This is a genomic window from Sphingomonas zeae (genome assembly GCF_014197135.1).
Lineage (GTDB): Bacteria > Pseudomonadota > Alphaproteobacteria > Sphingomonadales > Sphingomonadaceae > Sphingomonas > Sphingomonas zeae.
This window is the reverse complement of sequence record NZ_JACIFA010000001.1, coordinates 346,077-357,922: the sequence shown is the minus strand read 5'-3', so window position 1 is coordinate 357,922 and position 11,846 is coordinate 346,077. Positions and strand designations below refer to the sequence as shown.

At 66.3% G+C, this 11,846-nt stretch carries 9 protein-coding genes; 5 read left to right on the top strand and 4 right to left on the bottom strand.

Annotated elements, in window-relative coordinates:
- Positions 1-69: 69 nt before the first annotated feature.
- Positions 70-705 carry a YoaK family protein gene (locus GGR45_RS01645; RefSeq protein ID WP_175313737.1) on the bottom strand — a complete coding sequence of 212 codons (636 nt, stop codon included), beginning with the start codon at positions 703-705 and terminating at the stop codon, positions 70-72.
- Between the two features lie 111 nt (positions 706-816).
- Between GGR45_RS01645 and GGR45_RS19515 the strand changes: the two genes are divergently transcribed.
- On the top strand, positions 817-972 hold the full coding sequence (locus GGR45_RS19515; RefSeq protein WP_175313736.1) for a hypothetical protein: 156 nt from the start codon (positions 817-819) through the stop codon (positions 970-972).
- A gap of 18 nt (positions 973-990) precedes the next feature.
- Here the strand turns inward: GGR45_RS19515 and GGR45_RS01635 are convergent, their stop codons facing one another.
- Positions 991-1,146 (bottom strand): hypothetical protein, encoded by a 156-nt coding sequence (locus GGR45_RS01635; protein ID WP_175313734.1) that lies wholly within the window; start codon positions 1,144-1,146, stop codon positions 991-993.
- Positions 1,147-1,406: 260 nt separating this feature from the next.
- On the opposite strand from GGR45_RS01635, the gene GGR45_RS01630 reads away from it, so the two are divergent.
- Genes GGR45_RS01630 through GGR45_RS01620 form a run of 3 tightly spaced genes read left to right on the top strand, consistent with a single transcriptional unit; the run spans position 1,407 to position 7,281 of the window.
- The gene (locus GGR45_RS01630) at positions 1,407-2,669 is read left to right on the top strand and encodes an efflux RND transporter periplasmic adaptor subunit (RefSeq protein ID WP_175313732.1); all 1,263 of its coding nucleotides are present in this window, start codon (positions 1,407-1,409) and stop codon (positions 2,667-2,669) included.
- On the top strand, positions 2,669-5,863 hold the full coding sequence (locus tag GGR45_RS01625; protein ID WP_175313729.1) for an efflux RND transporter permease subunit: 3,195 nt from the start codon (positions 2,669-2,671) through the stop codon (positions 5,861-5,863). Before GGR45_RS01630 ends, GGR45_RS01625 begins: the two co-directional genes overlap by 1 nt.
- Positions 5,860-7,281: an efflux transporter outer membrane subunit gene (locus GGR45_RS01620; RefSeq protein ID WP_175313727.1), complete on the top strand. Its 1,422-nt coding sequence runs from the start codon at positions 5,860-5,862 to the stop codon at positions 7,279-7,281. Before GGR45_RS01625 ends, GGR45_RS01620 begins: the two co-directional genes overlap by 4 nt.
- A gap of 175 nt (positions 7,282-7,456) precedes the next feature.
- On the opposite strand, the gene GGR45_RS01615 is transcribed toward GGR45_RS01620, so the two are convergent.
- On the bottom strand, positions 7,457-8,470 hold the full coding sequence (locus GGR45_RS01615; RefSeq protein ID WP_175313725.1) for an inorganic phosphate transporter: 1,014 nt from the start codon (positions 8,468-8,470) through the stop codon (positions 7,457-7,459).
- 10 nt (positions 8,471-8,480) lie between these two features.
- On the bottom strand, positions 8,481-9,125 hold the full coding sequence (locus tag GGR45_RS01610; protein WP_175313724.1) for a DUF47 domain-containing protein: 645 nt from the start codon (positions 9,123-9,125) through the stop codon (positions 8,481-8,483).
- 395 nt (positions 9,126-9,520) lie between these two features.
- Here GGR45_RS01610 and GGR45_RS01605 point away from each other — a divergent pair, with 395 nt between their 5' ends.
- Positions 9,521-11,845, top strand: coding sequence for a TonB-dependent receptor (locus GGR45_RS01605; RefSeq protein WP_175313722.1), 2,325 nt, complete (start codon positions 9,521-9,523; stop codon positions 11,843-11,845).
- Position 11,846 lies beyond the last annotated feature (1 nt).

The following is an 11,846-nucleotide window of genomic DNA, read 5'->3' as shown; positions in this document are numbered from 1 at the left end:
ATTATATTGCTCGCGCGTGAAATCCAAGTCGGGTCGGCCAAAAAGGCGTCGAGGCTGCTTTCGCTTGCGTCAGGCCGCCGGGCAGAGCCGCCACGCCGCGCCCGCCGCGATCAGCGCCCCCATCACCGCCGCTATCAGCGAAACCAATCCCCAGACCGGAAAGGCCAGCGCGCCCAGCCCCGCACCGACCAGAAAGCCGGTCCATAACAATAGATAGGGAAGCCAGGCCCAGCGTTCCCGCCCCGCCATGGTCTGCGCCAGATGCTGTCCGATCTTGACGAGCGTGCCGGTCATATAGGTGACGCCGATGCTGACCTCGCCGTCGCGCTCGAAAGTGGCGTTGGTCGCTCCCATCGCCAGCACCATGGCCGGGGCGGCCCATCGGCCCAGCACCGCGACGCCGCCCAACAGCAAGGCGACCAGCAGCAGCACCGCCACCTGCCCAATACGAGGCAGCGCCAGCCGGATCAGCGTGCCGACCAGTACGCCCGCGACGAATAGCGCCAGCAGCATCGCCAGCACCGCCACCGCACCCGACACGGGCTCATGCGGCGCGACCAGCCGGACCGCCAGCATCGTGCCGTTGCCGCTCATGAACGAAACGAAATAGCCACCGAGTTGCTGAAATCCGATCGCATCGACATAACCGGACAACAGGGCCAGCCATATCGCCAGCGGCCAGGATCGGCGATCGGATCGGATCATGGCCGGAAGCTATATCGCGCCGTGCGCGGCCTGACCAAGGCCTATTGCAGAGTTTCCGGGGATCGGATCGCGGGCAAGCGCGTTGGCGCGGTTCGAGACAGGGGAGACGGCATGGCAGGCGCGCTGGTGGAAATCTGGTTGACCGTGTCGGCGCTGTCCTCGCTCGTCATCATCCTGATCGCCATCGGTCACAGCGACATGCGGCGCGAAAAGCGGTTACGCCCCCGTCCATTGCCGCGGCGGCGTACACGTCGTGCCGCGCGCTGATCGGCGCGGCGGACCCAATCAGAACAGGTGTAACAACCGGTCGAGCAGGCCGGACTTGCGGGTGCGCATCGCCATATAGCGGGCACGATCCTCGGCGGCGCGCCGATAGAGCGCATCCAGACGCTGCTCGCGCGGCATGTCAGAAATCCGTGGCGGCGGCATGTGACTGGCCATCTTATACCCTCCCTTATGTCGAACCGTTGGTTTCGAACGACGAACGGCGAAATTTGTTCCTCGAAGGTGACAGGGTGGTCATCCCGCAGGCCCGCCCCCCAAGGCTTTGAAATACGGGCAATAGGGCATTTTTCGCGGATTTTTGGCGGCTTCAGCCGCTCTCCATCATGAACGTCTCGTAAGGAACCCGTAAGTCGTGCGTCAGGGGTTTGCCCCTATCGGCCAAGCGAATATCCGCTTTCTTGCGCCGAAAGAGCCCGATGCACGTCAATCCCGCCGACGCAACGCTGCCCGAAACCCGCCGCCTCTCCTCTGCGCAGCAATGGCGCTGGGTTGGCATAGCCGCCGCCGTGCTGATCGGGGCGCTGATCCTGTTCACGGTCATTGGCAAGCTGACGCATAAGGAGGAAACGCCGCCACCGCCGCCGCCGCCGGGCACGCTGCGCCTGTCCAAGGAGCAGTTGGACGCGATGCCGACCATGCGCGTCGGCTTGGGCGCGTCGGGGGCGCAGACCGTGGCGACAGGTGCGATCACCGCCGACGGCACCCGCTCGACGCCGGTGCTGATGCCCTATGCGGGCCAGGTGGTGCGGGTGCTGGCCGATGCGGGCCAGGTGGTGCGCCAGGGCCAGCCGCTGCTGCTCATCAAGACGAGCGACTTCGTCGATGCCCGCTCGGGGCTCTTTTCGGCCCGCGCCGCGTACCAGAACGCGCAGGCGCAACTGGTCGCGGCGCAGCGCAACGCCGACCGCCAGCAGCAAATCTATGAGACCGCAGGCGGCGCGCTGAAGGATTATCAGCAGGCCAAGGCCGACCTCGCCGCGGCACAGGCGACCGCCCGCACCGCCGCCGCCTCGCTGGGCGCGGCGCGCGACAAGCTGGCGATCCTCGGCAAGTCGCAGGGCGAGATCAACCGGCTGGAGAATTCCGGTCAGGGCGCCGGCATTCATGACATCACCACGCTGGTCGCGCCGATCAGCGGCGTCGTCGCGTCGCGCGATGTCGCGCCGGGGCAATATGTCTCGCAGGGCGGCGACAAGCCGGTGATGACCATCACCGACCCGTCGCGCGTCTGGCTGGTGGCTCAAGTGGCCGAGAGCGATGCCGAGAATGTCCGCGTCGGCGATCCGGTCGAGGTGACGACGCCCGCCGTGCCGGGCCGCGTCTTCCACGCGACCATCGATCTGGTTGGTGCCGCGTTGGATCCCGAAACCCACCGCCTGCCCGTTCGCGCCTCGATCCCCAACCCGGACAAGGCGCTGAAGCCGCAGATGTTCGCCAGCTTTGCGATTCGCCATCTGAACGCGGGCGAGGCGATCCGCGTCCCCGCCGCCGCCGTCATCCATGAAGGCGACAATGCCCGCGTCTGGATCATGCGTCCCGACGGCCTGCTGGTCGCGCGCGACGTGACGACCGGCGACTCCGCGGGTGGCCTGGTCACGATCACCTCCGGCCTGAAGCCGGGCGAGAAGATCGTCACCTCGGGCGCGCTGTTCGTCAACGAAGCGGGGATCGGCGAATAATGAACCGCATCGTCGACTTTGCGCTGCGTCAGCGACTGCTGATCGTCGGCCTGTTCTTTGCGATGATCGTCGCTGGCGTCATCGGCTTCATCAACCTCAACATCGAAGCCTATCCCGATCCCGTTCCGCCGATGGTCGAGGTCATCACCCAGACCCAGGGTCTGTCGGCCGAGGAGATGGAGCGCAACGTCACCATCCCGATCGAGGTCCAGATGGCGGGCATCCCGCATATGACCGCGATCCGCGCGATCAGCCTGTTCGGCCTGTCCGACATCAAGATCCAGTTCACTTACGATTATACCAACGAACAGGCCAAGCAGCAGGTCATCAACCGCCTGTCGCAGCTGCCCCCGCTGGCCGGTGGGGCACAGCCGACGCTGTCGCCGACCTCGCCGGTGGGTGAGATCTATCGCTACCGCATCGTCGCGCCCAAGGGCTATTCGGTGATGGACCTGAAGACGTTGCAGGACTGGGTGCTCCAGCGCCGGTTCAAGCGGATTCCGGGCGTGATCGACGTCACCGGCTGGGGCGGCAAGCTGCGCGCCTATGACGTGGTGATCGACCAGAACCGGCTGACCGCACACGGCGTGACCGTGGCGCAGGTGCTGGCGGCGCTGTCGAAGAGCGACGGCAATGTCGGCGGCCAGACGATCAATTTCGGCGAACAGGCCGCGATCGTGCGCGGCATCGGCCTGATCCAGTCGCCGAACGCCATCGAGAACGTGCTGGTCGGCGAGGCGGGCGGCACGCCCGTGCTCATCAAGGACGTCGCCACCGTCAAGGTCGGCAACGCGCCGCGCATGGGCATCGCCGGGTATAATAACGACGACGACATCGTGCAGGGCATCGTCCTGATGCAGCGCGGTGCCCAGTCGATGCCAACGATCAAGGCCGTGCAGGCCGAGGTCGCCAATATCAACGACAGCGGCGTCCTGCCCCCCGGCGTCCATTTGGAGCGCATCTACGACCGCTCCGACCTCATCAACCTGACCATCCACACCGTCATGGAAAACATGGTGGTGGGCATCCTGCTGATCTTCGCGCTGCAGTGGCTGTTCCTCGGCAATCTGCGCTCGGCGATCATCGTGGCGGCGACCATCCCCTTCGCACTGGCCTTTGCGATCCTGATCCTGGTGTTGCAGGGGGAGAGTGCGAACCTGCTGTCGGTCGGTGCGCTCGACTTCGGCCTGGTGGTCGATGCCTGCGTCATCATGGTGGAGAATATCTTCCGCCACATGGTGGAACGATCGGCCGCCGTGGAGAGCGGCAAGGGCCATTACACCATGGCCAGCCGCTTTGGCGCGGTGCTGGGCGCGTCCAGCGAGGTCAGCCGCGGCATCTTCTTCGCCGCCGCGATCATCATCGCCAGCTTCCTGCCGCTGTTCACCCTGACCGGGGTGGAGGGCCATATCTTCGGCCCGATGGCCAAGACCTATGCCTATGCGATCAGCGGCGGCCTGCTCGCGACCTTCACCGTCGCACCCGTGTTGTCGACGCTGCTGCTGCCGGACAAGCTGGCCGAGACCGAGACGTTCATCGTCGGCAAGCTACGCCGCGTCTATGAGCCCGCCGCGTCCTTCGCGCTGCGCAACAAGGTGGTGACGATCGGCGGCGCGGTGCTGATGATGGGTCTGGCGGTCGTCGGCGTGCGCTCGCTGGGCATCGAGTTCCTGCCGCATCTCGAAGAAGGCAATATGTACATCCGCGCCACCCTCCCCTCCTCGATCAGTCTCGAGGCGGGCGAGAAGGTGACCAACGAGGTGCGCAAGATCATCGCGTCCTACCCGGAGACCACGGCGGTCCTGTCCGCGCATGGCCGCCCGGACGACGGCACCGATGCGACCGGCTTCTTCAACGTCGAGTTCTTTGTGCCTTTGAAACCGTTCGACACCTGGCCGAGCGGCATGACCAAGGAGAAGCTGATCGACGAACTGTCGAAGCGGCTGGCGACCAAATATCCCGGGGTCGACTTCTCCTTCTCGCAGATCATCGAGGATAATGTCGAAGAGGCCGCTTCGGGCGTGAAGGGTGCCAATTCGATCAAACTGTTCGGCCCCGATCTGGTCACGCTGGAAAAGCTGGCCAACCAGATCAAGGCGCAGATGGCCAAGGTGAAGGGCATCGAGGATCTCGGCGTGTTCGAGATTCTGGGCCAGCCGACCGTGCGCATCGATGTCGATCGCGCCAAGGCCGCGCGCTATGGCCTGACCCCCGACGACATCAACGCCACCGTCGCCGCCGCCATTGGCGGCCAGTCACCCGCCGACCTCTACGAGCCCGGCACCGACCGCCATTTCCCGATCATCGTGCGCTTGCAGCCCAAGCAGCGCGATTCGCTGGAGTCGGTGCGCAACATCACCATCGGCGCGCCCTCGCCCGACGGCAACGGGACCATCCAGGTGCCGCTGTCCGAAGTGGCGAACGTCAAGCTGACCAGCGGTGCCTCGTTCATCTATCGCGAGCATCAGGAGCGTTACGTCCCGATCAAATTCTCGGTGCGTGGCCGCGATCTGGGCGGCGCGGTCGAGGAGGCGCGGTCGCGGATCAACCAGAATGTCCACCTGCCGCCGGGCTATCACCTGGAATGGGCGGGCGAGCTGGATAACCTGAAGAACGCCATCTCGCGGCTGGAGATCGTGGTGCCGATCAGCCTCGTGCTCATCCTGCTGCTGCTCTATGCGAATTTCGGCTCGATGCGCGACAGCCTGCTCGCCTTCTCCGCGATCCCGATGGCGATCGTGGGCGGCGTGCTGGCGCTGGCCCTGACCGGAACGGCGTTCAGCATCTCGGCGGCGATCGGCTTCGTGGCCTTGTTCGGGATCGCGGTGATGGACGGGATCCTGGTCGTCACCACCTTCAACAATGCGATCGACGAAGGCGCGCCTCGCGAGAACGCGCTGGCCACCACCGTCAAGAACAGCCTGCGGCCCGTCGTCATGACCTGTCTGGTCGCGGCGATCGGCCTGCTACCCGCCGCGCTGTCGCACGGCATTGGCAGCCAGGTGCAAAAGCCGCTCGCGCTGGTCGTGGTCGGCGGCATGACGCTGGCCCCGTTGCTGATCCTGCTGGTCCTGCCGGTGCTCATCAGCCGCTATTCGGTCCGCCTGCCGCTATCGCAGCGCAAGAAGAAGCATGACCCGATGGTCGACGACCAGGGCGATACCACCACCTCTGAACCCGGGGTTCCGGCATGAAGCGTTTCCTGACCCTGCCTTTGCTGGCGTGCGTTTCGGCCTGCGCCGTCGGCCCGCACGACCTGGACGCCCATGCCAGCCTGCCCCCCCTCGCCCCGGCGCCGGTGATCGCCCCCGCGAGTGGCCCGGCCCAGACGGTGTCCGCCACCGTCGCGCCCGAATGGTGGCACGCTTTCGGCAATGCCCAGCTCGACGCGCTGGTCGCCGAGGCATTGGCGCACAACAATGATGTCGCGGTCGCCGAAGCCTCGCTGCGACAGGCGCAGGAACAGGCCCGGGCGACGCGCGGCACGCTGCTGTTTCCGCAGGGCGGGCTGAACTACAATGTTCAGCGGACCCGCGTGTCCAACGCGCTGTCCCCGGCGGTCGCCAACCAGAACCAGCAACTCTATACGCTGCACACCGCGCAGGTCAGCGTCTCTTATGACGTCGATGCGTTCGGCGGCAACCGGGCGCAGGTCCGCTCCGCCGTCGCGCGCGCCGAGGTCGAGCGGCATCAGCTGGATGCGGCGCGGATGACGGTGGCGGCCAACCTCGTCACCGCGCTGATCGAGCGGGCGAGCCTGGCCGAACAGGTCGCCGCCGCGCAGACCGCCGTGCAGGTCAACCGCGACATCCTGTCCGCGCTGCAACAGCGCCAGCGGCTGGGTGCGGTGGGCGCGTCCGACGTGGCCACTCAACAGGCCGCGCTCGCCACCGCCGAGGGCGCCCTGCCCCCGCTGGTCCGCGCCGAGGCCGCCCAGCGCACCGTCATCGCGACGCTGATCGGCCGTCCGGCGGGGTCGGCCTTGCCGCCGCTGCCCGAACTGTCGCAGCTCAATCTGCCGACCGAGCTGCCCGCGATCGTCCCGTCCGAGCTGGTCCATCGCCGCCCAGACGTGCTGGCGGCGGCCGCGCAGTTGCAGGGTGCCGGGGCCGATGTCGGTGCCGCCATCGCCGCGCGGCTGCCCAGCATCCAGCTATCGGCCAATGCCGGTGGCTCGGCGCAGGATTTCGGCGACATGTTCAAGAGCGGCAACCCCTTCTGGGCGCTGCTCGGCGGCATCACCCAGCCGCTGTTCCATGCCAATGCGCTGCGCCATCAGCAAAAGGCGGCGGAGGCCGCGCTGGAGGGGGCCAAGGCGCAGTACCGCGCGGCGGTGCTCCAGGCGTTCGGCAATGTCGCGGACTCGCTGACCGGCCTTGCGACCGACGCACAGGCACTGGACGCGGCGCAGCGGGCGAGCAACGCGGCAGGCCAGGCGCTGACCTTCGCACGGCGGCAGCTGGCGCTGGGCGATGTGGGCACGCTGCAACTGCTCAACGCCACCGCGACGGACGCACAGGCCCGCGCCCAGCTGATTCAGGCCAAGGCGGCGCGGATGACCGATACGGTCGCGCTGTTCCAGGCCGCTGGCGGGCCGGTTACCGGGTCGTGATGATAGAATAATCCTCCCCGGCACGGGGAGGGGGACCATCCGAAGGATGGTGGAGGGGGCGTCCCGCTAGGTAGTACCTATGAGGAAGCCCCCCTCCGTCAGGCCTGCGGCCTGCCACCTCCCCGTACCGGGGAGGATCATAAAAAAAGGGGAGAGCCCCGGCCCTCCCCCTTCGTCAGAACAACCGGGTTAGCAGGTAGAACCCCGCCCCCATTACGGCGGAGGCCGGGATGGTGATGATCCAGGCGATCACCACATTGCCCGCCACGCCCCAGCGCACCGCCGAGGCACGCCGCGCGACACCCGCCCCGATGATCGAGCCGGTGATGGTGTGCGTCGTCGACACCGGAATTCCCAGTGCCGAGGCGCAGAAGATCACGATCGAGCCCGCCGTCGAGGCGCTGAACCCCTGATGCTGCGACAGCTTGGTGATGCGGCTGCCCATCGTCTCGATGATCTTCCAGCCGCCGGTCATGGTGCCCAGCGCCATCGCGACATAGCAGGAGATGGCGACCCAATGCGGCACCTCGAACGGGCCGGTCAGGCGGCCGGTCGAATAGAGGAGGACGGTGATGATCCCCATCGTCTTCTGCGCATCGTTCAGCCCGTGGCTGAGCGAATAGGCGGCCGAGGAGACGAGGTGCATCGCCCGAAAGCTGCGCTCCGCCTGCCCGGCCGTCGAGCGGCGAAGCGCCCAGCTGCTCAGCAGCATGACCAGCATTGCCAGCATCATGCCCAGCATCGGCGACAGTACGATGGCGAGCAGCGTCTTGTTGAGTCCTGCCCACTTCACCGCGCCCATGCCAGCATGGGCGACGCCGGCGCCGACCAGCCCACCGACCAGCGCATGGCTGGACGACGACGGGATACCGCGCAGCCAGGTGATGACGTTCCACGCCATCGCCCCGCCCAGTGCGCCGAAGATGACGGCGGGCGTCACCACGTCCTGGTCGATCAACCCCTTGCCGACGGTCTCCGCCACCTTGTGCAGGCTGGGAAAGGCGACGGTCAGGAAATAGGCGGCGAAGTTGAAGAAGGCCGCGAAACCGACCGCCGCGACCGGCGACAACAGCCGGGTCGCCACCACGGTCGCGATCGAATTGGCCGCGTCGTGCAGGCCGTTGAGATAGTCGAAGGCCAGCGCGACCAGGATCAGGCCAGCGAGCAGCGGAAAGGCGAGTTCGTGCATTGCCGCCGCCTCAGGCGTGATCGATGACGATGCCGTCGATCTCGTCGGCGACATCCTCGAACGCGTCGAGGATGCGCTCCAGATGCTTGTACACTTCCTTTTCGATGACGAAGCGCAGCGTGTCGCGCTCGCCGCATTCGTCCAGCGTGCGCTTCAGTCCCGCCGCGTGCATCTCGTCGGCACGGCCCTCCAGCCGGACCAGTTCCTCGGTCAGCGCGTGCAGGCGGTCGCCGTTGCGTGCGACGTCGCGCATCAACGGCATCGCCTCGACGGTCAGCTTGGCCGCTTCGACCGCTACCGCCGCCATCTCGCGCATTTCGGGCGCGAAGCTGGTCAGCCGGTACAGGCCGATCGCGGTGGCGGCGGCGTGCATCTCGTCGATCGTGTCGTCCATCGATCCGATCAGCGAGGTGATGGCGGCGCGGTCGAACGGCGTCAGGAAGGTCGAGCGGACCGAGGTCAGCACCTGGCGCGTGATCTCGTCGGCGTCATGCTCGCGCGCGGCGACGACGGCGATTTCGTCTGCGGTATTGCCCTGGCTGTCGAACAGCCGGACGGTGGCTTCGGCCCCCGCAAGGATGGTGGCGGCTTGCGCCTCGAACAGCTCGAAGAAATTTCCCGTCTTCGGCAGGAGGCGTTGGAACCAGGCGAACATCAGTCGGTAAACCCCGATAGTGATCCGATAGCGTACACGTCTTCTAGCCATGGCCGATCGGGCCACGGCGAAGCGCCGGACCGTGAAAGGGTCATGAACCGAGGATGGCACGAATGCCGCCCCCCTGACCAGACGCAGGCACCACGTCAAGCAAAACTGGGTTACAACTATGTGACACCAACCCTCGGGGAGGCCCCGGGTGCCCGCTGATGCCGCGATCACCGAATGCATGACGCAGGCATGACCGGATCCCGATGGTGATTTCACATGCCACTGTGGTTTTGCCGCATCACCTCTGTCACGCAAGCGCCATAATGCGCCTCTAACGGCCCGCCTCACCGGGATAAACCAATCAGTCGGGCGGCACGAACCGCCCGCCGGAGCGTGGGGAACATATGAAATCGGTTATCAAGACCGCGGCGCTGCTGGGCGCTGCGTGGGGAACGCTGGCGACTGTGCCAGCCATGGCGCAGACCGCCGCAGACCAGGGTGCGGCCACCGCCGCCGCTGCGACGGACGAGCAGCAGGGCCTGGGCGATGTCGTCGTCACCGCCGAGCGCCGTTCGGAAAGCCTGAACCGTGTGCCGGTGTCGGTCGGCGTGGTCAGCGGGTCGAACCTGCGCGCTTTCCAGCAGGGTGGTGAGGACATTCTGGCGCTGTCGGGCCGCGTCCCCGGCCTGTACGCCGAGACGACCACCGGCCGTATCTTTCCGCGCTTCTACATTCGCGGCCTGGGCAATATCGACTTCTATCTCGGCGCGTCGCAGCCCGTGTCGATCATTCAGGACGATGTCGTCCTGGAGCATGTCGTGCTGAAGTCGAACCCGATCTTCGACGTCGACCAGGTGGAAGTGCTGCGCGGGCCGCAAGGGTCCCTGTTCGGTCGCAACACGACCGCGGGCATCATCAAGTTCGACACGATCAAGCCGAGCCAGAGCTTCCAGAGCCGCGCGACCGCCTCGATCGGCAGCTACAACACGATCAGCATGGACGCGGGTGTCGGCGGCCCGCTGATCCGCGACGTACTGGCCTTCCGCCTGTCGGCGCTGGTGCAGCACCGCGACAACTGGGTCGACAATGTCTATTCCGGTCCCAGCGCCGACGGCACGCTGACCCCGAAGAAGGACGCCATGGGCGGCTTCACCGAGCGCGACGTGCGACTCCAGTTGCTCCTCACGCCGACCGACACGCTGTCGTTCAACCTGTCGGGCCATGCCCGCTGGTATGACGGCACCTCGACGCTGTTCCATCGGGCTGCGCTCAAGAAGGGCTCGCGCGACGTGTCGGCCGAGCCGCGCGACCAGGTCGCCTATGACGAAGGCCGCGACAACCCGCAGTCCTATGACACGCAAGGAACCTCGCTGCGCGCCGCGTGGGACATGGGCGGGGCCGAGCTGACCTCGATCACTGCCTATGAGACGACCGCGGGCTACAGCCGGGGCGATACCGATGGCGGCGCCGCGACCAACTTCCCGGTGAACGGCGTGCCGAATGGCTATGGCCTGAGCCAGGGTCAGGTCCGGGGCCTCGACCAGTGGACGCAGGAGGTCCGCCTCGCCTCGACCGGCAGCGGCGCCTTCAAGTGGCAGCTGGGCGGCATCTATTTCGACAGCCGCGACATCACCGACTTCTACCAGCGCGCCTATCTGATCGGGGCCAATCCGAACAACTGGGTGCGCCTGCACAACGTCAACACCTCCTGGGGCGCCTTTGGTCAGGTCAGCTACCGGGCGACCGATCGCCTGACCCTGACCGCTGGCGGCCGGGTCAGCGAGGATACCAAGCGGACCCAGCTGCTGCGCACTGCCGACAGTGCCGCCGGTGTCTCCACCTATCGCGGTCGCCGCGACGTGCGCCTGTCGGACACCCAGCCGAGCTGGGACCTGTCGGCCATGTATGAGGTCAATCCGAACCTGAACGTCTATGTCCGTGCGGCGCAGGGCTTCCGTGGCCCGACCATTCAGGGTCGTTCGGCGGTGTTCAACTCGGACTTCTCGACCGCTGGTTCGGAAACGAACCTGTCGTTCGAAACCGGCTTCAAGTCGAAGCTGTTCGACAACACGCTGCGCCTGAACGCGGCGGCCTTTGCCTATCGCGTGAAGAACATCCAGCTGAACGGCAATGATTCGGACGGCAACGGCGTGCTGCTCAACGCCGACAAGGCGGTCGCCTATGGTCTGGAAGCCGATGCGCAGTGGCTGCCGGTGCGCAATCTGGCGCTGTCGGCGGGCGTCAGCCTGCTCCACTCCGAAATCCGCGACCGTAACGTCAGCGTCCAGACCTGCGGCCTGAACGGCGTGATGGTCTGCACCGTGCTGAACGGCCCGGTGACGACGCGCACGATCTTCGGCTCCAGGGCGTTCTTCGTGCCGATCAACGGCAACCCGCTGCCCAACGCGCCCGAGTACAACGTCAACCTGGCGGCCAAGTACGACATGCCGCTGGCGGATGGCGGCAAGGCGTTCATCTCGACCGACTGGAACCTGCAGGGCTACACCAACTTCGTCCTGTACCGGACCAAGGAGTTCACCGCGAACGGCAATTTCGAGGGCGGCCTGAGCATCGGCTATTCCGCGCCGAACGACGACTGGAGCCTGTCGGTCTTCGCCCGCAACATCACGAACGAGAAGAACCTCAAGGGCGTGATCGAGAACTATATGGCGGCGGTGTTCAACGAACCGCGCATCATCGGCGTGTCGTTCAGCGGCAAATATCGCTGAT